Source organism: Luteibacter mycovicinus (assembly GCF_000745235.1).
GTDB lineage: Bacteria > Pseudomonadota > Gammaproteobacteria > Xanthomonadales > Rhodanobacteraceae > Luteibacter > Luteibacter mycovicinus.
Window position 1 is genome coordinate 1,371,657 of sequence record NZ_JQNL01000001.1, and the last position, 20,250, is coordinate 1,391,906.

Annotated in this window: 20 protein-coding genes; 10 read left to right on the forward strand and 10 right to left on the reverse strand. The window is 65.1% G+C overall.

What is annotated here, in order from left to right:
• Positions 1-73: 73 nt before the first annotated feature.
• Both FA85_RS06255 and dxs read left to right on the forward strand, forming a co-directional pair.
• Positions 74-676: an HNH endonuclease gene (locus FA85_RS06255; RefSeq protein ID WP_139382817.1), complete on the forward strand. Its 603-nt coding sequence runs from the start codon at positions 74-76 to the stop codon at positions 674-676.
• 76 nt (positions 677-752) lie between these two features.
• Positions 753-2,648: a 1-deoxy-D-xylulose-5-phosphate synthase gene (gene dxs / locus FA85_RS06260; protein ID WP_036110713.1), complete on the forward strand. Its 1,896-nt coding sequence runs from the start codon at positions 753-755 to the stop codon at positions 2,646-2,648.
• A gap of 26 nt (positions 2,649-2,674) precedes the next feature.
• Here the strand turns inward: dxs and FA85_RS22115 are convergent, their stop codons facing one another.
• Positions 2,675-3,811 (reverse strand): DUF6984 family protein, encoded by a 1,137-nt coding sequence (locus FA85_RS22115; RefSeq protein ID WP_036110710.1) that lies wholly within the window; start codon positions 3,809-3,811, stop codon positions 2,675-2,677.
• Positions 3,808-4,632: a peptide chain release factor N(5)-glutamine methyltransferase gene (gene prmC / locus FA85_RS06270; RefSeq protein ID WP_036110707.1), complete on the reverse strand. Its 825-nt coding sequence runs from the start codon at positions 4,630-4,632 to the stop codon at positions 3,808-3,810. Before prmC ends, FA85_RS22115 begins: the two co-directional genes overlap by 4 nt.
• A 66-nt stretch (positions 4,633-4,698) precedes the next feature.
• On the opposite strand from prmC, the gene FA85_RS06275 reads away from it, so the two are divergent.
• Positions 4,699-5,556, forward strand: a complete 858-nt coding sequence (locus tag FA85_RS06275; RefSeq protein ID WP_036117148.1) for an alpha/beta hydrolase — start codon at positions 4,699-4,701, stop codon at positions 5,554-5,556.
• Positions 5,557-5,698: 142 nt separating this feature from the next.
• On the forward strand, positions 5,699-6,595 hold the full coding sequence (locus FA85_RS06280) for an alpha/beta hydrolase (RefSeq protein WP_051943335.1): 897 nt from the start codon (positions 5,699-5,701) through the stop codon (positions 6,593-6,595).
• A gap of 65 nt (positions 6,596-6,660) precedes the next feature.
• On the opposite strand, the gene FA85_RS06285 is transcribed toward FA85_RS06280, so the two are convergent.
• Complete coding sequence (locus FA85_RS06285; protein WP_051943334.1) at positions 6,661-7,563, reverse strand: phytanoyl-CoA dioxygenase family protein; 903 nt, start codon at positions 7,561-7,563, stop codon at positions 6,661-6,663.
• Between the two features lie 141 nt (positions 7,564-7,704).
• Here FA85_RS06285 and FA85_RS06290 point away from each other — a divergent pair, with 141 nt between their 5' ends.
• Positions 7,705-8,823 (forward strand): Gfo/Idh/MocA family protein, encoded by a 1,119-nt coding sequence (locus tag FA85_RS06290; RefSeq protein WP_036110704.1) that lies wholly within the window; start codon positions 7,705-7,707, stop codon positions 8,821-8,823.
• Between the two features lie 35 nt (positions 8,824-8,858).
• On the opposite strand, the gene FA85_RS06295 is transcribed toward FA85_RS06290, so the two are convergent.
• Together FA85_RS06295 and FA85_RS06300 are read right to left on the reverse strand one after the other, a co-directional pair.
• Positions 8,859-9,890 (reverse strand): LacI family DNA-binding transcriptional regulator, encoded by a 1,032-nt coding sequence (locus FA85_RS06295; protein WP_197056490.1) that lies wholly within the window; start codon positions 9,888-9,890, stop codon positions 8,859-8,861.
• Between the two features lie 43 nt (positions 9,891-9,933).
• Entirely contained in the window at positions 9,934-10,413 is a 480-nt protein-coding gene (locus FA85_RS06300) for a hypothetical protein (protein ID WP_156108686.1), read from the reverse strand.
• 175 nt (positions 10,414-10,588) lie between these two features.
• Between FA85_RS06300 and FA85_RS21390 the strand changes: the two genes are divergently transcribed.
• Positions 10,589-11,014, forward strand: coding sequence for a DUF4879 domain-containing protein (locus tag FA85_RS21390; protein WP_079522636.1), 426 nt, complete (start codon positions 10,589-10,591; stop codon positions 11,012-11,014).
• Positions 11,015-11,084: 70 nt separating this feature from the next.
• Here the strand turns inward: FA85_RS21390 and FA85_RS06310 are convergent, their stop codons facing one another.
• The 3 genes from FA85_RS06310 to FA85_RS06320 form a co-directional block, all read right to left on the reverse strand.
• The gene (locus FA85_RS06310; RefSeq protein WP_036110696.1) at positions 11,085-13,769 is read right to left on the reverse strand and encodes a M1 family metallopeptidase; all 2,685 of its coding nucleotides are present in this window, start codon (positions 13,767-13,769) and stop codon (positions 11,085-11,087) included.
• 179 nt (positions 13,770-13,948) lie between these two features.
• Complete coding sequence (locus FA85_RS06315; protein WP_036110693.1) at positions 13,949-14,491, reverse strand: carboxymuconolactone decarboxylase family protein; 543 nt, start codon at positions 14,489-14,491, stop codon at positions 13,949-13,951.
• A gap of 260 nt (positions 14,492-14,751) precedes the next feature.
• Complete coding sequence (locus FA85_RS06320; protein WP_036110690.1) at positions 14,752-15,300, reverse strand: peroxiredoxin; 549 nt, start codon at positions 15,298-15,300, stop codon at positions 14,752-14,754.
• A gap of 153 nt (positions 15,301-15,453) precedes the next feature.
• Between FA85_RS06320 and oxyR the strand changes: the two genes are divergently transcribed.
• Both oxyR and FA85_RS06330 read left to right on the forward strand, forming a co-directional pair.
• Positions 15,454-16,413 carry a DNA-binding transcriptional regulator OxyR gene (gene oxyR / locus FA85_RS06325; RefSeq protein WP_036110687.1) on the forward strand — a complete coding sequence of 320 codons (960 nt, stop codon included), beginning with the start codon at positions 15,454-15,456 and terminating at the stop codon, positions 16,411-16,413.
• Positions 16,414-16,425: 12 nt separating this feature from the next.
• Positions 16,426-17,031, forward strand: coding sequence for a hypothetical protein (locus FA85_RS06330; RefSeq protein WP_036110684.1), 606 nt, complete (start codon positions 16,426-16,428; stop codon positions 17,029-17,031).
• A gap of 9 nt (positions 17,032-17,040) precedes the next feature.
• Here FA85_RS06330 and FA85_RS06335 read toward each other — a convergent pair whose 3' ends face one another.
• Positions 17,041-17,559 carry an adenine phosphoribosyltransferase gene (locus FA85_RS06335; protein WP_036110682.1) on the reverse strand — a complete coding sequence of 173 codons (519 nt, stop codon included), beginning with the start codon at positions 17,557-17,559 and terminating at the stop codon, positions 17,041-17,043.
• A 30-nt stretch (positions 17,560-17,589) separates the two neighbouring features.
• Complete coding sequence (locus FA85_RS06340; RefSeq protein WP_036110680.1) at positions 17,590-17,865, reverse strand: putative signal transducing protein; 276 nt, start codon at positions 17,863-17,865, stop codon at positions 17,590-17,592.
• A gap of 100 nt (positions 17,866-17,965) precedes the next feature.
• On the opposite strand from FA85_RS06340, the gene FA85_RS06345 reads away from it, so the two are divergent.
• Positions 17,966-19,693 (forward strand): glutamine--tRNA ligase/YqeY domain fusion protein, encoded by a 1,728-nt coding sequence (locus FA85_RS06345; RefSeq protein ID WP_036110679.1) that lies wholly within the window; start codon positions 17,966-17,968, stop codon positions 19,691-19,693.
• Positions 19,693-20,250, forward strand: a complete 558-nt coding sequence (locus tag FA85_RS06350) for a nucleoside deaminase (RefSeq protein WP_036117141.1) — start codon at positions 19,693-19,695, stop codon at positions 20,248-20,250. Before FA85_RS06345 ends, FA85_RS06350 begins: the two co-directional genes overlap by 1 nt.

A 20,250-nucleotide genomic window follows, 5' to 3' on the forward strand; every position in this document is an offset into this window, starting at 1 on the left:
GCCCCCCGATCCGCACGGAGTTCGGCTTGCTGGAACGCTCTTTCGCTTTAGTGAAGGACGAGACCCGATGACGATGGAAGTGCTCCAAGAGGACCTGCCGAGGGTAAGCGCGCTGCATACGACGCGCGTGCTGTCGCTCGACGCGGCGGGCCGCATCCTGGACTGGATCAGCTGGCAGGACGCCGTCTGCCTGTATGTCCGCGGCGTGGTGGCCTGGACACTGGGCGACGCCTGCCTGACCGTCCACGGCGGGATGAACCGGGCGCTCGGCATGCAGAGCAGCCTCGAGCTTCACCCCATCGTGGCCAGCACCGGCCACTGCCGAGAACACGCCGTCGATCCGGCGCCGGCGCTGACCAACACGGCCCTCTTCGCCCGCGACCGGCACATCTGTCTCTACTGCGGTCACCACTACACCCGCCACGAACTCACCCGCGACCACGTGCTGCCCTTGTCCAAGAAGGGCGCGGACGAGTGGGAGAACGTGGTCAGCGCCTGCCTGGCCTGCAATCTGCGCAAGAGCAACCGTACCCCGCAGCAGGCCCGCATGCCGCTTCTGGCCGTGCCCTACCGGCCCAGCTGGGTGGAGCACCTGATCCTTTCCAACCGCAATATCCTGGCCGATCAGATGGAATTTCTGGTCAGCCATCTGCCACGGGATCGGCGCCCCGCCTGAATCCCGCCCGCCTTTGCCCGCAAGGTTTCACACGTCGTCCCTTGCCCCCGCCCCTCCGTAGGCGAACAATAGGCGGATGAACGACCTCTCCCGCTACCCTTATCTGGCGCAGATCGACTCGCCGGAGGATCTCCGGCGTTTCCCGGAAGACGAACTTCCGGCGATCGCCGACGAACTGCGCCGGTACCTGATCGAGGCCGTCGCCTCGTCGGGCGGTCACTTCGGCGCGGGACTGGGCGTCGTCGAGCTCACGGTCGCCCTGCACCACGTGCTCGATACCCCGCGAGACCGCCTCGTCTGGGATGTGGGTCACCAGTGCTACCCGCACAAGATCCTGACCGGCCGCCGCGACCGCATCACCACGATCAAGAAGAAGGACGGCCTGGCTCCCTTCCCCCGCCGCGAGGAAAGCGAGTACGACACCTTCGGCGTCGGGCATTCGTCCACGTCCATTTCGGCCGCACTGGGTATGGCCATCGCTCTGCAGCGCCGTGGCGACCACCGCAAGGTCGTCGCCGTCATCGGCGACGGCGCGATGACCGCCGGCATGGCCTTCGAGGCCCTCAACCACGGCGGCGACGTCGAGCCGAACATGCTGGTGATCCTCAACGACAACGGCATGTCGATCAGCGAAAACGTCGGCGCGATGACCAAGATGATGGCCCGCGCCATGTCCAGCCGCACGCTCAACGCCTGGCGGGAGCGGGCCAAGAAGGCCATGCCGAGGGAGTCGTTCTTCGGCCGTTTCTTCAAGCGCTGGGAAGAACACGCCAAGGGCATGTTCGTGCCGTCCACCCTGTTCGAGGAACTGGGCTTCCACTACACGGGTCCCATCGACGGGCACAACATGGCGCAGCTGGTACAGGCCCTGGAGACCGCCAAGGACCTCCCCGGCCCGCAGCTCGTCCACGTGATGACGACCAAGGGCAAGGGCTACGAGCCTGCCGAAAAAGGTCCGATCGAATACCACGCCGTAGGTCCGTTCGACCCGGTGGCCGGCCTCGTCAAGAAGAGCGCGCCCGCCAAACCGACTTATACCGATATCTTCGGCGACTGGCTGTGCGACATGGCGGCCGCCGACGAGCGCTTGCTCGGCATCACCCCGGCGATGCGCGAAGGCTCCGGCCTGGTGCGTTTCTCGAAGGAATACCCGCAGCGTTATTTCGACGTGGCCATCGCCGAGCAGCATGCGGTCACGCTTGCTGCGGGCATGGCGGTCGAGGGTGCGAAGCCCGTCGTGGCGATCTATTCCTCGTTCCTGCAGCGCGCCTACGACCAGGCCATCCACGACGTCGCCCTGCAGAACCTCGATGTCACCTTCGCGGTCGACCGCGCGGGTGTGGTCGGTCCGGACGGCGCCACGCACGCGGGCAGTTTCGATCTGTCGTTCATGCGCTGCCTGCCGAACATGGTGATCATGGCGCCAGCCGACGAGAACGAATGCCGCATCATGCTGAGCACGGGCTATCAGTACCACGGCCCGGCCGCCATTCGCTATCCGCGCGGTACCGGCCCGGGCGCGAAGATGGTCGAGGCGCTGGAGACGTATCCGATCGGCAAGGCCGAAGTGCGCCGTCGCGGGCACCACGGTCTGGCGATTCTTTCTTTCGGCACGATGCTGGCACCTGCCGCTGTTATCGCCGCGGAGACTGATGCCACGTTGGTGAACATGCGCTTCGTGAAACCACTGGACGAGGAACTCATCCTCGAGATGGCGCGGACGCACAAAGCATTCGTCACCATCGAGGACAATGCCATCGCCGGCGGTGCCGGTGCGGGCGTGGCCGAATTGCTGGCCGCCAATGGCGTGACGTTGCCGATCCTGCATCTGGGTCTGCCGGACGCTTATCTCGAGCACGGGAGCCGCGAGGAAGTCCTCACGATGGCCGGGCTCGACCTCCCACAGATCCGCAGCGCGATCGTTGCGCGGTTTCCGCAGTTCGTGGCGACGGAAGTGGCCAGCGCGGGCTGAGTCATCGCACGTGGGCCGTCGGCAACTCAGCCGTCGGCCCAGTCCTTGGGAAGTGACTGTAGAGGCAGCAAGTCGACTCGCGACATCTCGACCTCGTACGGCATGCCGTCATCGTCGACGTTCAACCGCCCTTGCACCTGTACGCCGTCGCTATCGTCGAAGGCAAAGTCGCTTACTGCTCGCGTGTAGTCACCCGGCTCCGGGAACACGACACGAAACCCGCCCAGGCCACCATTCGCGAGATCGGTTACACGAAGCGCATCAAGCCACGCGGCCTCGGGTTCAGCCATGCCTGCCTTGCCGATCACGTGCACGAGCAACGCGCGTTCGGGCACAAGTAGTGGACGCCCGGCATCCGCTGTCACCAGCTCATAAAGCCGATCGGCCCGCGCGCTCGTCCCGACGAACCGCTGCGCTTCATCAAGCGAACAGCGAACCGTCGCGCATCCGGAAAGATCGAGTGTCTGATCAGGATCGGGATTGATCCCATGTCCACCGGACACGAATCCGTTAATACCAAGGGGACGAACACCGATATCACCCATCGCCACAAGCACGTCGGACAGGGCGGCCACGTCGAGAAGCGCGAGATCACCATGCCGCGTGATGCGACCTGAGCACCCGGCGAGCAATGAAGAAAGCGATGGAGGTTCGCGTCCGTCGACGGTGGCGAATCCTTCGGTCCAGCCACGCTCTCCAAGCGTAACGGCTCCGGTCATGAAGCCATCGGGATAGTCGGCAAAACCCGGGAGTCGCCTGCTGGCGGCTACCGCCTCTTCGGCAAGCGCGCGCGTCGAGAAGACGCCGACCACGCGCTCATGGTCGATTTCCGCGGGCTCTTCGAACTCATGCCAGACCACGTGAACCTCGGCCAGCTCCGTCGCCGCACCCTCCGGAGAGTGGCGGGCGAGCAGCCCGGGCAAGCCGTCCGCGACGGCGAATCCCATGGGCCAGAGCAGCACGTCGATGGCGTAAGCGATCACGCGAAATCCATCGGGGGTTCGCCTGAAACCGGGCAAATCGAGGTAAGCCGCGACGGACGATTCGGCGTTCGCACGCGACGCATGCATGCCCAGATCTTTGACGTCGCCGGCACCTGGGCCGATCGAGTGCACGTGATAAAGAGCAAAGACCGTGGGCAGGTTTTCGCTCGTCAGGCTCATCGGACTGCCAACCTCGCTCCGCTCACGCGATCCCGCGCCTCAAGATCCTGTGCGGTGAAAACGTCCATGAGACCCGTGCGCTCGATAATGGAACGAGCAGCCTGACCCTGGTTCCAGCCGTGCTCCATGAGCAGCCAGCCACCGTCGGCGAGATGCGCGGATGCGCCGGAGGCGATGCGCCGGATGTCGCCGAGACCGTCCTCCCCTGAAGCGAGCGCGCTTGCCGGCTCGAAACGCAGGTCGCCCTGTCCGAGATGCGCGTCGCTTGACTCGATATACGGAGGATTGCTGACGATGACGTCGAAACGCTCGTCACCCACCGCGGAATACCAGTCGCTGGCAGCGAAGCGTACGCGCTGCAGACCGTGGCGCTCCGCATTTCGCCGTGCGACAACCAGCGCCGGCTCGCTGAAGTCGACGGCCGTGACCGAGGCATCGGGCCGCTCCTTCGCCACGGCGAGGGCGATCGCCCCGCTACCCGTTCCGAGGTCGAGCACGCGTCCTCCCGCAGGCAGTCGCTCCAGAACGAGCTCCACCAGAAGCTCGGTTTCCGGCCTCGGTATCAACGTGGCGGGTCCCACCTCCAGGGTCATCGACCAGAAGTCCCGCGTGCCCGTGATGTAAGCGACCGGCTCGCCTTCCGCACGCCGGCGCACCAGGCCTCCGAACGCCGCCGTGGCGTCGGCGCCGAGTTCGTCATCGGCATGCGCAAAGAACCACGCGCGATTCACCCCCAGCACATGGGCCAGCAGCAGCTCGGCCTCGAGTCGGTCGCCAAGGGCCTCGGCGGCCTGGCGCAGGATCGTGCGGACATCGGTCATGTCCGGATTCTAGCCGCTGGACCGCAGGAAGGCCTATGCAAGGCGCCCACGGCTACAATCCCGCTCATGTCCCTTCGCGCCTTCATCCTTCTGTTCGTTGTGCTCCTCGGCGGCTGCAAGTCGGCGTTCTTCGGCGCGATGAATGCTCGCCAGTCCACCGATGGCGTCGTGGCACATCGCGATCTCGTTTACGACCGCGCACTGAATATCGCACTGGACGTCTACGCTCCGGCGCAGGCGACCCACGCGCCCGTCGTCGTTTACTTCTACGGCGGCAGCTGGATGAGCGGGAAGCGCCAGTGGTTCCGCTGGGTGGGCGAGGCACTGGCCGCTCGCGGCATCGTGACAATCATTGCCGACGTCCGGCTCTGGCCGGCCGCGCGACAGGATGGCTTTCTGCATGATGGTGCGGAAGCCGTGCGCTGGGCACACGACCACGCCGGGGAATTCGGGGGCGATCCGCGCGATGAGTTCGTCATGGGCCACTCGTCGGGCGGCCAGATAGCCGCCATGCTTGCCGTCGACAAGCAGTGGCTTGCCGCCGTCGACATGCGTCCGCGCGATCTGGCCGGGTTCATCGGCGTGGCCGGAACTTACGACTTCATTCCCTTCGACGAACCCGAGTTCGCGGACATCTTCGGACACACGCCTGCCGAGCAGGCGCGTTCGCAGCCGATCAACTTCGTGGATGGCGACGAGCCGCCCGCGCTTCTGCTGCAGGGGGAGAAGGACACGATCGTCTCGCCGGCGGAGGCCGTCGCGTTCGAGGGGCGTTACCGGCAGCAGGGGGAGCCCGTCGAACTGAAGCTCTATCCCGCCGTGGGCCATGAGGGGCTCTTGCTTGCACTCGGGCCCCGGCAGCGGTCGGCTCCGATGCTGGATGACACCGTGGACTTTATCCGGCGGCATCCGGCGGCTCGCTGAGAGCATCGCCAACAGGGTTGGCTCCCACCGGGTATGGAATCACTGGGGTATGGAATCACCGGGGTTCTGAATCACAGCGGTGTGGAAGCACGGCGGACGTGGCGCTGCATCCGTTTTCACGGGCGGTCCGTAGAGTGCTTACATGACCCGACTCTTCCTCGTTTCCCTCGGCGCTCTGCTCCTCTCCGGCTGCCAGTCCGCTCTGTTCGGTGTGATCAATGCACGCCAGTCGTCCACCGGCGTCGTTGCCCACCACGACATCGTCTACGACCCGTCGGACGGGCTGGCGCTGGATGTGTACGGCCCCGTCGATGCGAAGAACGCGCCCGTCGTGGTGTTCCTCTACGGCGGCAGCTGGAAGAGCGGCAAGCGGCAGTGGTACCGCTGGGTGGGCGAGGCGCTGGCGTCGCGGGGCATCGTCACCGTCGTGCCCGATTACCGTCTGTGGCCGAAGGTGAAACTGGATGGCTTCGTCGGTGATGCGGCAAAGGCCGTCCGCTGGACGCACGATCGCGTCGGCACCTATGGCGGCGACACCGGGCGCGTCTTCGTGATGGGCCATTCCGCAGGCGGGCACATCGCCGCGCTGCTGGCCACGGATGCGCGCTGGCTTGGCGCGGTCGGCATGAAGCCGCGGGATCTGTCCGGCTTTATCGGGCTGGCCGGGCCGTACGACTTCCTGCCGCTGAAAGACGACGACTTCATCGACATGTTCGGCCATACACCGGCCGAACAGGCGCGCTCGCAACCGGTGAATTTCGTCGATGGCGACGAGCCCCCCGCTTTGCTTTTGCAAGGTCAGGACGATTCGACCGTGCGGCCTTCAAATGCGCTTTCCCTGCAGCGGCGTTACGAGGCCCAGGGTGAATCGGTAGTGGTGAAGCTCTACCCCGACATGGGGCACATGGGGATTCTGTTCGCGCTGCGCGGCGGGAAGAAAGCCCCGCCGGTGCTGGACGATGTCGTGCATTTCGTCGGGAGCCCGTCGCCAGCGACGCCGGTTGCCGTCAACGTGCGGACGCCGCGGGACGCGAAGTAACGTCGATCGGAGTGGCTCGGATGGGAACCACCCCGGCGGCGATACAGGCCGCATCGACGCCGCTATCAGCGCGCCTTCATCACATCCCGCCCTTCGGCATTTCCACCGCGCGCCGCGTCGAGCACTTCCGGGTACGGATAATTCAGTCCCAGTAGCTGCCTGATGTCCGCGCTCGCGTTCTTCACGAACTCGGCCGGCAGGGCTGCCGGGATGTCCTCCATCGGCTTGATGAACTTCGGCAGGTACTGCGTGATGATCGCCGTACGGTCGATAGTGCTCCGGTTGGGCATCGCGCAATGCCACACCGCGCCGAAGAAGATCACCGTATCGCCCGGCTCGCCGAGCATGCGTTCGCACCGGTCGAAGAAACGATCGCTCTCATCCGGGTAATGCAGCTGACGCTGCGAACCCGGTACATAGGCGGTCGCTCCGGTCTCCTCGGTGAACGGATCGAGCATGATCGTCGCCTGCGCGTTCAGCGGGAACGTCGAGTTGAGACGCACGGGATGCGTCTGCGGCGAGTGGTAATCCCAGTACGGATAATCGATATGGGGCTCCTGCCCGGGGCCGCCGGGAAGAATGCGATTGGCCGCGATCGAGCCCATGATGAACTCGCTGCCGATGAAGGCGCGCATGACCTTCATGATCGCCGGATGCGCCGCCATCCGCGAGAAAATCTCGCCCTTCGCGAGCAGATTCCATACGCGACGCTGCAGATTGATCCGCCCCGCCCGCTCGGCATCGCCCTGAAAATGCGTGACCTTTCCGCCACGATCATCCGCGTTCGATTCGCGCATGACGATAGCGCGGGCCTCGGCGATTTCGTCAGCGCTGAACAGCCCCCGCAAGGTCACCGCGCCGATGCCGTCGAGCAGTTCGTTGACGATGAGGCCCGTATCCAGCGTGTCTTCGGTGAAGACGCGCGGAACGATGGATGGTCGGCGATCGGTCTGGAAGGAGGCATTCATGCGGACTCCTGCGCGGTGCGCGTTGTGGGAGGACCGGCGAGGTACCGGCTCGGTCACTACGCTAGGCCGATTTGCAAGCGCTTGCAAACTGCATTGCAGCATCCGTAGAGTCGGCCTCTCCCAACCCCGGAAGACCATGCCATGAGCGAGCTGAGGATCGGATTGATCGGCGCCGGTTACATGGGTAAAGCGCACACCCTGGCGTTCCACAGCGTGGCGGCGACTTTCGAACCGACGCTGCGACCGATCTGCGAGATGCTGGCGACCTCGACCGCCGCGGGGGCCGCCGAACACGCCGCCCGCTGGGGGTGGAGGCGATCCACCGGCGACTGGCGGGAACTCGTCGACGATCCGGCGGTGGATGCCGTAGTGATCGCCACGCCACCGCGCACCCATCTCGACATGGTGATGGCCTGTGTCGCGGCGGGAAAACCGATCTTCTGCGAGAAACCACTCGGTGCCAGTGCCGAGGAATCCCTCGCCATGACCGAAGCGGTCGAGAAGGCCGGCCTGGCGAACATGGTCGGTTTCAACTACATCCGCACGCCGGCCAGTCAGCTTGCCCGGCAGATCGTCGCCTCGGGCGAGATCGGCGATGTCATCCAGATCAGCGCCGAGCATGTCGAGGACTATCTGCACGATCCCTCGCTGCCCGCCTCATGGCGCACGCGCATCGCCACGGGAACCGAAGCCGGCGCCCTGGGCGATGTCGCCACGCATATCGTCAACGCCTGCCTGCGCCTCGTCGGTCCGATCGCCAGCCTGGTGGCGGACACACGCATCGTCCAGCCGACCCGGGCCGGAGCACATGGTCCCGAAGCCGTGGAGAACGACGACCTTGGCCAGATGCTGTTGCGCTTCGCCAACGGAGCCACCGGCAGCATCAGCTTCAGTCGCATGGCCGCGGGACGAAAGATGGGCTACACGTATCGCATCACCGGTACCCGCGGTGCGATCGCCTTCGATCAGGAAGACCAGAACGCGTTGTGGCTGTATGACGCCTCGCGTGACCCGGCTCGCCGAGGCTTTCAGAAGCTGCTGATGGGACCGGCGCACCCGGATTACCTGGCATTCAATCAGGGCGTCGGTCACGGCACCGGATACAACGAACAGATCGTGATCGAGGCACGGGATTTTCTGCGGGCGGTGGCGACGGGCGATGCCGTGTGGCCGACGTTTCGCGATGGGTATGAGGTGGATAAGGTGATCGCGGCGGCGCTGGTGTCGAACCGTGAGAGGCGGTGGGTCGATGTGGGGTGAGTTCTCGGCTGCAGGGGTCGCGCGCAGGCGCGCTCCTACAGCTTGGCGGCCTTACGGAGGCTGTTCCGTTGGACGAGCTCGCAAGTGAATAGTTTGCTGCGCGGGATCGTCTCGGGGTTTTCCATCCAGGCGACGATGCGTTCGATGGCGTGCAGCACCATGTCGCGAATGGGCTGACGAACCGTGGTCAACGAATAGGACGCCCACGCCGCCAGCGGCATGTCGTCGAACCCGACGACGCTGATGTCCTCCGGCACGCTCAAGCCACGCTCACGACACGCGTCGATAGCACCAAGCGCCAGCACGTCGTCCGCACAGAAAACCCCATCGATGGCCGCACCTCCATCGAGCAACGCATGCATCGCCTTGCGGCCGTGCTCGTGGGTGTAGTCGCCCGCATGGATGGTCTCCAGCAGAAGACCTCCCGCCGCGGACGCGAAACCGTTACCGCGATCCAGCGTCGACGCATCGTGCGCGGAGCCGCCGATAAACGCCAGCCGGACCAGGCCGCGTTCGCGCATCGTCTCCGCTACCATCCGCCCGCCCGCCTCGTTGTCCACCGTCACCACCGGAACGGGCGACGAACGCCCTGGCCGGCCGAAGACATGCAGCACGGGCAGCCCCGCCTCGCGACACGAAGCGGCGAAGCCCGCTGGCGGCGCGGAGGTCGCAATCAGCACGGCATCCACGTTGTACTGGCGCACCATGTCGATGGCTGCCCTGCCATCTTCGTCCTCACCGAGGTTCGCCAGCAGCGGGCGAAGGCCCCTCGCCTGCAGCTCACGGGTGAACAGGTCGAAGACCTCCATGAAGGTCGGGTTGGCGAAATGATTCGAGACCAGCCCGATCAGCTCGGTGCGGCCGGTCATGAGGCTGCGCGCTAAATGATTGGGGCGATAGCCCAGGCGCGTCGCCGCCTCGGTCACACGTTCGCGCGTCCTGGCGGAGACACTGGCACCTGGGGTGAACGTCCGGGAGACGGCGGAAATCGACACGCCGGCGGCTTCGGCGACATCGCGAGCGGTGGCCGAGATGGGACGTGGCGATGGGATGGTCCGCTGTGACATGGTGCAAGATTAGCGCATGACGCGGCCAACACGCCGAGGTAGATCACACCGTCACGGAGATGCGCGCCGAAGCTTGTTCCATGAGGCTCATGCGGGCTGCGAGCCCTTCGTAGAACACCGCAGCCGTATCGTAGCCGTTACGACGGTCGAAGCTGGCGATGCCTTCGATCGTCCCTTTAAGATCGATGGGCGAATCGGCCCGCTCGGTATACCACTCCCCTGGGATCGAACTTCCCAGTGTGGAGGCATCGCCAATATCGATCGTGCCATTTTTGAGGTTTTCGTCGAGGTAGGCCTGAAGCTGCCGCGGCGTGATGCGTGAGAAATCGATGCGCGCGACGTTGCCGGGCGCCGATGGCGACTCAACGGTCCGAGGTGAACATCTTGCGGGCACCGCTATGGACTGGGTGGCCGAAAGATACGAATTCGCTAATGGCGCTGAGACGTGCATGCCGATGTCCTCTTTTGAGAGAGGACCAAGCAAAGCAAAACCGCGGGTATGCCGCCAGCCATCAACAGCCATGCGAGACGAAATCTTTCGCACGATCGATCTGTTCGCTTACGAGGAAGACGAAAACAGGAAAAGACGAAGACGATCGAGACTCACCCTACGAAAGAATCCTTAGCCCCTGATGTGTGATGCGCGGCGTCTTTCATAACGATGAGGACCCTGAAACTTGTATTCGTGGAGATCCTCGATGAAAGCAGACGTGCTCGCTGCAGCAGCCTTTTTTATGTTATCGACGCAAGCCTTCGCACAAGGAAACAATCTCTCCCGCGCTTTCGTATCATCCGTCACCTCGAGTAAGGGAGGCTTCGAAGACACGTCGGGAAGATCGTCGACCACCCGTGATCACGGAGGAACGTCGATGCTCATCAGAACGGATGACATAGGTTACGGGAAACACGCTCAAGCGCGATTGCTGGGCAGTCCCTTGCGTGAGGTTCAGACGCATGCGTTGTGCAAGGTCAACGGACGAACGGCGCCCTGCAACGGCCGTGGCACCGTCATTGGCTACCGCCGTACCTGGGAGGCAAGTGGCCGGGAAGGTGGGAACTTCGAGTACATGGTGATACCGAACGGCGTCGGCGCACCTGTGCGCGTGAGCTTCCAGATTCGCTGAGGCATCCCGGACAACAAAAAAAGCCGGGCGATCGCTCGCCCGGCTTTCGTACATCACCCACAAAGATCGATCAGCGCGTGATCGTCTTCGGGTCCTGCTTGGCCTTCAACGCCGCGCAGAGCAGCGTCTGCTCGCTGGTCTGCGCCAGACCACGCTCCGCGCCGCTGACCTGACCCAGACGCGGCTTGAAGAACACGTCCAGACGGTCGGCTTCCTCCTTCGAGCAGCTGCCACCGGCTGCCATCTCCGGCAGCCTGCCGCCGGCGAAGCTGCCCGTGCGGGCGACGATCTTGTCGTAGTTCGCGGTGAACCACTTCCACAGATCGTTACGGGTCGCTTCCGTGGCGCGACCGCCACGAAGGATGGACGCCATCTCACCGACCTTGACGTCCTTGCCGAGCGAGAAGTCACGTGCCTTGTTGGCCAGCACGGGATCCTTGGTCGACGCGAGCGCGGACAGCATCGCATTGCGCTTGGCCGGGTCCGACGTCTTCGGGATCTCGGCGATCAGCGCGTCGATCGCGGGAGCGCCACGCTCCTGCACCGCCACGCCGAGGGCATCGGCCAGCAGGTCGGGGTCAGCCGCTTCGAGATCGAGATGACCGTCCTTGCTCTTCAGAGCCGCATCGCCCTGCTTGAGCAGTTCGGCACGCACCGACTTCTCGGCGATGTCGTCGTCGCCCAGGAAGCCGACCAACGCGGAACGGGTGAGCGTGTCGTTGTCGGGCTCGCCGGGCTTCTTGCGGAAGCCGAGGCTCTGCACCTTCGGCAGGTAGGCGTCGATCGCCCACTTGCGCAGATGCGCACGCTGCGCGTCCGTCGACGCTTCGTTGTTGAATATCCAGCTGAACGTCATCAGCGGTGCGGTGAACACCTCGCGAGTCTTCGACGCGGTCAGCGGCTTCATGGCGGCAAGGACGTCGCCGGCATCGAGATCGCCGTGCTGGAACGCCGCACGGACGGCATCCGCATAGGCCAGCTGCTCGGCGTCGCTCAGCGTACCGACTACCTTGGTCAGCGCGGCGAGATCGGCCTTGCTCTGGGCAAAGCGGTAATAGCCGCGACCGTCGGCATTGGGCAGCACCCACGTGTTCTTCGTCGCGCCATCGAGCACCATCGTGCCGGTGGCCTGGTCGAGCAGTTCGCACTTGACCTTGTTCGCACCACCCGTGGTGCCGTAACGGACGCACATCGGCACGCCCCAGACGCGGCTCGCGTCGCCGGTGCTGCCGAGCGGCAGGTAACGGCTCTGCGCCAGATGCAACACGGTCTTGCCGCCTTCGACCTTCACTTCCGTCGTGACATACGGCACGCCGGACTGGTCGAGGAAGCTACGGAAGGCCTTCTTGAACGCATCGCCCTGACCGGCCGCCTCGGCGATGGCATCGATCAGATCGTCGGCCGTGGCGTTGGCGAACTTGTGCTTCTGGATATAGGCACGCATGCCCTTCTGGAAGACCGGGTCGGTGACATAACCTTCGAACATGCCGAGTACGGCCGCACCCTTCTGGTAGGTGATACCGTCGAACGCGGTCTCGATGTCGCCATTGCCGGTGATCGGCTGACGGATCTTTCGCGCGCTGACCAGGCTGTCGTTGTTCATCGCGCCCTCGGCACCACGCACGCGATCGAGGTCGGCGCGGTATTCCGGGTGCACCTTGGTCGTGACCTTCTGCTGCATCCACGTGGCGAAGGCCTCGTTGAGCCAGAGGTCGTCCCACCAGGCCATGGTCACGGTGTCGCCGGTCCACTGATGGGCCAGCTCGTGCGCGTTGACGTTGAACGAACCGCGTACGTACTGAGCGGCGGAATCCGGATCGATCAGCAGCAGCCAGTCGCGGAACGTGACCAGCCCGGCGTTCTCCATCGCGCCCGCACTGAAGTCCGGTGCGGCCAGCAGGTCGAGCTTGTCGTACGGGTAGCCGAAACCGTAGTAATCCTCGAGCGTGTGGATGATCGAGCTGGTCTCGCCCAGCACGTGCTCCATGCGGTGGCCCTCGCCCTTGGCGGCGATGCCGCGCAGCGGGGTGGCGGTGGTGCGGTACTGGGTCGGCGAGATGTCCGGGCCCTTGACCACATCCCACGGACCGACGGCGAACGCGACGAGGTACGTCGGCAGCGGCTTGGTGGTGGAGAAGGTCAGCGTCTTCCAGCCGGCGCCGGCTTTTTCTTCCTTGATCTGGGCGGTATTGGCGACGCCCTGTTCGTCGGAGGGGATGGTCAGGCTGATGTCGAACGGCACCTTGAACGAGGGCTCGTCGAAACCGGGGAACGCGTAGCGCGCGGAGACCGGCTCCATCTGCGTCATCGCGTACGGCACACCTTCGTGCGAGACCTTGTACAGGCCCTGCAGCTGCTTGTTGAGCGGCGCGGTGAATTCGATGGCGAGGGTGATCTCGCCTTCGAGCTTCGCACCGAGATCCACACGGGCGACACCTTCCTTCTCCGCGGCCACGGTGTATTTGCCCGTGTGCTTCTTGCCGGCGGCGTCGGTGACGGTGACCCTGGAGACCTTCAGCTCTTTGCCGTGCAGCCAGACGAAGTCCGACGGCTGCGTCAGCTTGATCCTGATGGTCGACGAACCGGCATAGTCTTCCTGCCTGGGGTCGACCTTGAAGGAGAGCTTGTAGCTTTCAGGCTGGGCCCAGGTGGGAAGATGGCCGGTGGGCGGCGCGGCGTCCGTGCCGGCGGCGAGCGCGGCGCCACAGCAGGCGGCGAGCGCGGTGAGAACGAGAGGACGGACGAGACGACGCATGGTGGGTGGGACTCCCCTGTGGGTAATCCCCCATCCTGGGAACAGGGGTGACCTTCGACACAGTGCCAGAAGGCACCCCCCGCTCGCTGCGGCGCGTCAGAAACCGGCGCCGGGCCCTCGTGGCGAAAAGAAAAGGCCGCGTTAAGCGGCCTTTCGGGGTCACAGTCGTCCGCCTCGGATCAGCCGGCGGCTTCCGCCTGCTCGAGCACCACGCCCACGGCGTGAATCACCGACGCGATACGCACCGCGCTCTGAATCGCCTGAACGGAAACGCCACCGTCGCGCAGCACCTTGTCGTGCGAATCGATGCACATGCCGCAGCCGTTGACGGCCGACACCGCCAGCGAGACGAGCTCGAAGTCGTTCTTCGCATCGCCCTTGTACGCACCGATGACGTTCATGCGCAGCTTCGCCGGGATGGTCGCGTATTCCGGGTGGCTGACCAGATGCTGGAAGCGGTAATAGATGTTGTTCATGCCCATGATCGCGGCCGAACCCTTGGCGGCGGTCAGCTGCTCGGCCGACGCGTGCTCGGCGGCGAACGACGCGACGGCTTCGGTCAGCGGCTTGTAGCGCGTCGAGAACGCGGCGCCGAGGGCGACCATGGAGATCTGGGCGAGACTGAGGCCCGGGGCGCCCGCTTCGCTCAACACGGAGTCGAGATTGAGCTTGAGGTCCTTGGCGTACTCGGGAAGCTGGCTGCGAAGATCGGCAATGCTCATCGGTGTGCTCCTGATCGTAATGAAAGACGTGCGGATAGGTCGCGGAATGGCTCGGAGCGCGGGCACCGGTTCACGCGGGGCGCGCCGAAGGCACGCCGCAAAGAATTCGGGAAGTAACGAAAAGAGCGTGTAGGAGCGCGCCCTGCGCGCGACCCGAGGTCATCGCGAGCACGCATCGCACAAGGTCCGCTCCTACACAGGGTGCCCGCGCCGCGCGGGGGAGGGAGGGAAGCGGCGCGGGACTTTCAACGCTTGGTACTTCAGGCGACCTTGAGGGTCTCGTCGCCGGACTTCCAGTTGCAGGCGCACAGTTCGTCGGTCTGCAGGGCGTCGAGGACGCGCAGCACTTCGTCCGGGTTACGACCGACCGAGCCGGCGGTGACGTAGGCGAACTGGATCTCGTTGTTCGGATCGACGAGGAACGTGGCGCGCTGGGCGACGCCGTCCGAGGTCAGGATGCCGAGGGCCGAGGTCAGGTCCTTCTTGATGTCCGCCAGCATCGGGAACGTCAGGTCCTTAAGATCGGCGTGGTCCATGCGCCAGGCGCGGTGGACGAACTCGGAGTCGGTCGACACGGCCAGGATCTGGCAGTCACGGTCGGCGAACTTCTCGTTGAGGTCGCTGAAACCCTTGATTTCGGTCGGGCAGACGAAGGTGAAGTCCTTCGGGTAGAAGAACACGAGCTTCCACTTGCCCTCGTACGACTTGTCCGAGATGGTCGTGAACGCGTCTTCGATCTTGTTGGCAAGCGGGCCGCCGTCGACAGCCAGCAGGTTGAACTCGGGGAACTTATCGCCAATGGTCAGCATGTTACGACTCTCCGTTGAGGGGTGTTGAACTCATTGCGCGCTTGGTGACGCGACTGAAAGCTAAGGTTAGCGGGGCCGGACAGATATCTCAAATCGATTGTAGGCATCAATGTGATAGGCTGTGACTATTGCGAACGTCCAGAGCCCGTCGCCATGAACCTGCGAGACCTTCAATATCTCGTCGCCCTCGCCGAGTACCGCCATTTTGGCCGGGCGGCGGAGGCTAGCTTCGTCAGCCAGCCCACGCTGTCCACCCAGATCCGCAAGCTGGAAGACGAGCTGGGCGTGGCGCTGGTCGAGCGCACCCCCCGAAAAGTGCTGCTTACGGAGACCGGCGGTGAAATCGCCCGCCGCGCGCGCGGCGTGCTGTCGCAGATCGATGAGATCAAGTCCATCGCCCAGCGAACCCGCGACCCGGAGTCGGGCACGATCCGCCTGGGCATCTTCCCGACTCTCGGCCCTTATCTGCTTCCGCACGTGATTCCGCAGCTACGGGCGCGTTTCCCGCGACTCGAACTTCTCCTGCGTGAGGAAAAGACCGAGCAGGTGCTGCACATGCTGCGCGAGGGCACCCTCGACGCCGGGATCCTCGCCCTGCCCGTTCACGACGACTCCCTGCACGTCGAGTTCCTCTTCGAGGAACCCTTCGTGCTTGCCGTGCCCAGCGGGCATGCGCTGGCCGGGCGCGGCGCCCTGCGCATGGACGATCTCTCCGATCAGAACCTGCTGCTGCTGGAGGACGGGCATTGCCTGCGCGATCAGGCGCTGGAGGTATGCCACCTCGCGGGCGCGGGCGAGAAAACCGGCTTCCGCGCGACCAGTCTGGAAACGCTTCGCCAGATGGTGTCCGCCAACGTCGGCATCACGTTGCTCCCGGCGCTTGCCGTGCAGGCGCCGGTCGCCCAGTCGCCGAACGTCGACCTGATCGCCTTCGAGGCGCCCGCGCCGAGCCGCCGGATCGCCATGCTGTGGCGCAAGAGTTCGGCCATGACGCCGTTCTTCGAAGCGCTGGCGGGGATCGTCCGCGACCTGCCCGCCGACCTCTTTCATCCGCGAGGGACGGGGGCGCGTCAACCGGACGGCCACCCGGCCGTTGCCTCTCCATCTCTCTGACGGTTTCGTCGCATGCGTGTCTGGCTCGTCCTTCTGCTGATCATCTGTGGCTGGGGCGGCTATGCCTGGTGGCGGCATCGTCCCGTGCATGACGCCCCTGGCATCGTCGCGGGCGACATACCCGATCAGGAAGCGCTGGGCTCGGGCACCCTGCTCAAGCGCGGACGCTTCACGCTCACGCCGCGCGCGAAATTCTCGATGAGCGGGCGCGTCCTGTCGCGCGAGGATTACCAGCTGGACGATCTCGCGCCCATCGCGCCTACGGACCTCGCCCTGGGCTGGGGGCGCATGTCGGACAATGCCGTACTGGACAAGATCCGCATCTCGCAGTCCAACCGGTTCTACTTCTGGTACACCGACCACTTCCCGATCCCGCGCCGCGAGATCGAGGATTCCAGCGCCAACATGCACATGATCCCGGCTAACGACAATGCCGCCCGGGAGTTGCGCGATGTACGCCCCGGCGAGGTGGTCCACTTCGAAGGCTTCCTCGTCGACATCGATCGCGACGACGGGTGGCACTGGAATACCTCACTGACCCGCGAGGACACCGGCGCGGGTGGTTGCGAAATCGTGCTCGTCGAAGACCTGCGCGAAGAGAAGCCGGCGAGCCGCTGATCGCGGCCGTCAGGACCCGATCAGGGCATGCAAAGGGGCGTCGCTTACCCATCTGGCCCGACCGTTCAGGCCTGCCAGTTCGATGACGACGCTGGCGCCCCGCACTTCGGCGCCAAGCCGCTCGACCAGCCGACGCGCGGCCTCCAGGGTGCCACCCGTCGCCAGCACGTCGTCCACCACGATGACCTTCTCGCCCGGCGATAAGGCCTGCGTACCGATTTCCAGGCGATCCAGTCCGTATTCGAGGCCGTAGTCGAGACCCACCACCGGCGGCGGCAGCTTGCCGGCCTTGCGGATGGGGACGAAGCCGGCATCCAGTGCGCGGGCCATGGCGGCGCCGAAAATGAAGCCGCGCGATTCGATGCCGCAGACAGCGCCGATGCCCTGGCCACGCCAGGGTTCACAGAGCGCGTCGATGCACGCGGCGAAGGCGGTGGCGTCGGCCAGCAGCGGCGTGATGTCCTTGAACATGATGCCGGGACGCGGAAAATCCGGGACGTCCCGGACGAGGTGGGAAATGAACGACATGGAGCTTTCCTGAAGAAGGGGGGCGGCGGCTCAGGCCGGCAGGATAACGCTGTCGTCGAGATCGTCGTCGGCGGCCACGCTGGCGCGAGCTTCCACGAGCTGCCTGTCGATCGCGCGAACGATGCTCCCGGCGGCCTCGGTCGCCGCGTCGGGCACCATGACGGCGACGAAATCGCGCGCCGGGAGCTGACCCACCGCCCCGGTGAGGAACTCGCCCGCGATGAACGCCGGTATACCCGCGTGCTCGAGCGCGTCCTTCACGAGGTGGGCGTCGATCAGGGTCTCGGCGTGGTAAGCGATGCGCATGGGCCCAAGCTACCCCGCGCCGTGCCTCGACGGCAAGCGTCGCGGGCCCAACAAAGGTAAACTCGGACGTTTGCCGCGCCCTTCTTTCCGAGCCTAAGCGATGTCGACCGAAACGCCCGTCCTGCAGCAGAACTTCATCCGCCAGATCGTCCGCGACGACCTGGCATCCGGCAAGCACGCGGCTATCCGCACGCGCTTCCCGCCGGAGCCCAATGGCTATCTGCACCTGGGTCACGCGAAGTCGATCTGCCTGAACTTCGGCCTCGCCACCGACTACACGGGCGTCTGCAACCTGCGCTTCGACGACACCAACCCCTCCAAGGAGGACGTCGAGTACGTCGAGGCCATCCAGCGCGACGTCAGGTGGCTCGGTTTCGAGTGGGCCGAACTGCGTCACGCCTCGGACTACTTCGAGGTGTTCTACCGTTCGGCGCTGAAGCTGATTCGCAAGGGAGTCGCCTACGTCGATGACCTTTCCGCGGACGAAGTGCGCGAATACCGCGGCACCCTCACCGAGCCCGGGCGCAACTCGCCGTTCCGCGACCGCTCCATCGAGGAAAACCTCGATCTGTTCCAGCGCATGCGCGCCGGTGAATTCGCCGACGGCAGCAAGACGCTGCGCGCGAAGATCGACATGGCCTCGGGCAACATCAACCTGCGCGACCCGGCGCTCTACCGCGTGCGCAAGGTGCACCACCAGAATACCGGTGACGCGTGGCCGATCTACCCGATGTACGACTTCGCGCATTCGTTGTCGGACGCGCTCGAAGGCATCACGCATTCGCTGTGCACGCTGGAATTCGAAGACCATCGTCCGCTGTACGACTGGTGCGTCGACCACGTCGATCTGGCCAACGATGCGGCGCTCTGGCAGCCGCTGGTCGACGCCGGTCTGCCGACGAGCCCGAGCAAGCCGCGCCAGATCGAGTTCTCCCGTGGCAATCTGAATTACACGGTGATGAGCAAGCGCAAGCTGATCACGCTGGTGACCGAGAATCTGGTGGACGGCTGGGACGATCCACGCCTGCCGACCATCGCGGGCGTGCGTCGCCGCGGCTTTACGCCTGCCGGTATCCGCCTGTTCTGGGAACGCATCGGCGTGAGCAAGCAGAACAGCACGATCGACATGAGCGTGCTTGAAGGCGCCGTGCGTGAAGACCTCGACGTGACCGCGGCGCGTCGCCTGGCCGTGATCGATCCGGTCAAGCTCGTCATCACCAACCTCGATGCCGCGCATGCGGAATCGCTCACCTTCCCGAATCATCCGAAGGACGAATCGTTCGGCAGCCGCAGCGTGCCGTTTTCGCGCGAGCTGTGGATCGAGCGCGAGGATTTCGCTGAAGTCCCGCCCAAGGGATTCCATCGTCTGAAGCCCGACGGCGAAGTGCGCCTGCGTGGCGTCGGTATCGTCCGTTGCGACGAAATGATCAAGGACGCGGACGGCACCATCACCGAACTGCGCTGCACGCTCGATCTCGAGTCGCGCACCGGCATGCCGGGTGCGGATCGCAAGGTCAAGGGCACGATCCACTGGGTGAGCGCGCGCGATGCCGTCCCGGCCGTCGTGCGCCTGTACGACCGCCTGTTCGATGTCACCGATCCGGACGACGACAGCGACGGCAAGACGTACAAGGACCACATCAACCCGAACTCGCGTCGGATCGTGCATGCCTACGTCGAACCCGCGGCCGCCGCTGCCGCGCGGGAGGACCGCGTGCAGTTCGAACGGCTGGGTTTCTTCGTGGCCGATATGCACGACCACACGCACGACGCGCCGGTATTCAACCGGATCGTCACCCTGCGCGATTCGTGGGCGAAGCAGGCCTGATGCTGTACGCACAGGTCCATCTCACGCTGCCCGCCTGGGTCCACGAAGCGGTCGACACGTCGGTGACGTACGCCGGTGACGAGGCCAAGGTCGGCCTCGCCATCGAGCTGTCGTCGCGTAACGTCGATCTCGCCACGGGCGGCCCGTTCGGTGCCGCGGTGTTCGATGCCAACGACCGGATCGTCTCCGTCGGCGTCAACCGGGTCGTGCCGCATAGCTGCTCCGTCGCGCACGCGGAAATGATGGCGTACATGACGGCCCAGCAGCGCATGCAGCGTTTCCGCCTCAACGAGGACGGCTCACGCTTCGTGCTCGCCACCAGTTCGCAGCCCTGCTGCCAGTGCTACGGCGCCACCGTGTGGGCGGGCGTCGACGAGTTGCTGATCGGTGCCCGATCGGCGGACGTCGAGGAACTCACGCCGTTCGACGAAGGTCCCCTGCCCGCCGACTGGATCGGTGAACTCGAGCGTCGCGGCATCGCCGTGCGCCGGGACATCCGCCGCGACGACGCTCGCGACGTCCTGCGCCGTTATGGCGAATCCGGCGTCGCCTACTGA

Bases quoted from the DNA above. Each gene is read 5' to 3' on its own strand.
- FA85_RS06255 (WP_139382817.1), top strand. From the start codon at position 74: ATGGAAGTGCTCCAAGAGGACCTGCCGAGGGTAAGCGCGCTGCATACG.
- dxs (WP_036110713.1), top strand. From the start codon at position 753: ATGAACGACCTCTCCCGCTACCCTTATCTGGCGCAGATCGACTCGCCG.
- FA85_RS22115 (WP_036110710.1), bottom strand. From the start codon at position 3,811: ATGAGCCTGACGAGCGAAAACCTGCCCACGGTCTTTGCTCTTTATCAC.
- prmC (WP_036110707.1), bottom strand. From the start codon at position 4,632: ATGACCGATGTCCGCACGATCCTGCGCCAGGCCGCCGAGGCCCTTGGC.
- FA85_RS06275 (WP_036117148.1), top strand. From the start codon at position 4,699: ATGTCCCTTCGCGCCTTCATCCTTCTGTTCGTTGTGCTCCTCGGCGGC.
- FA85_RS06280 (WP_051943335.1), top strand. From the start codon at position 5,699: ATGACCCGACTCTTCCTCGTTTCCCTCGGCGCTCTGCTCCTCTCCGGC.
- FA85_RS06285 (WP_051943334.1), bottom strand. From the start codon at position 7,563: ATGAATGCCTCCTTCCAGACCGATCGCCGACCATCCATCGTTCCGCGC.
- FA85_RS06290 (WP_036110704.1), top strand. From the start codon at position 7,705: ATGAGCGAGCTGAGGATCGGATTGATCGGCGCCGGTTACATGGGTAAA.
- FA85_RS06295 (WP_197056490.1), bottom strand. From the start codon at position 9,890: ATGTCACAGCGGACCATCCCATCGCCACGTCCCATCTCGGCCACCGCT.
- FA85_RS06300 (WP_156108686.1), bottom strand. From the start codon at position 10,413: ATGGCTGTTGATGGCTGGCGGCATACCCGCGGTTTTGCTTTGCTTGGT.
- FA85_RS21390 (WP_079522636.1), top strand. From the start codon at position 10,589: ATGAAAGCAGACGTGCTCGCTGCAGCAGCCTTTTTTATGTTATCGACG.
- FA85_RS06310 (WP_036110696.1), bottom strand. From the start codon at position 13,769: ATGCGTCGTCTCGTCCGTCCTCTCGTTCTCACCGCGCTCGCCGCCTGC.
- FA85_RS06315 (WP_036110693.1), bottom strand. From the start codon at position 14,491: ATGAGCATTGCCGATCTTCGCAGCCAGCTTCCCGAGTACGCCAAGGAC.
- FA85_RS06320 (WP_036110690.1), bottom strand. From the start codon at position 15,300: ATGCTGACCATTGGCGATAAGTTCCCCGAGTTCAACCTGCTGGCTGTC.
- oxyR (WP_036110687.1), top strand. From the start codon at position 15,454: ATGAACCTGCGAGACCTTCAATATCTCGTCGCCCTCGCCGAGTACCGC.
- FA85_RS06330 (WP_036110684.1), top strand. From the start codon at position 16,426: ATGCGTGTCTGGCTCGTCCTTCTGCTGATCATCTGTGGCTGGGGCGGC.
- FA85_RS06335 (WP_036110682.1), bottom strand. From the start codon at position 17,559: ATGTCGTTCATTTCCCACCTCGTCCGGGACGTCCCGGATTTTCCGCGT.
- FA85_RS06340 (WP_036110680.1), bottom strand. From the start codon at position 17,865: ATGCGCATCGCTTACCACGCCGAGACCCTGATCGACGCCCACCTCGTG.
- FA85_RS06345 (WP_036110679.1), top strand. From the start codon at position 17,966: ATGTCGACCGAAACGCCCGTCCTGCAGCAGAACTTCATCCGCCAGATC.
- FA85_RS06350 (WP_036117141.1), top strand. From the start codon at position 19,693: ATGCTGTACGCACAGGTCCATCTCACGCTGCCCGCCTGGGTCCACGAA.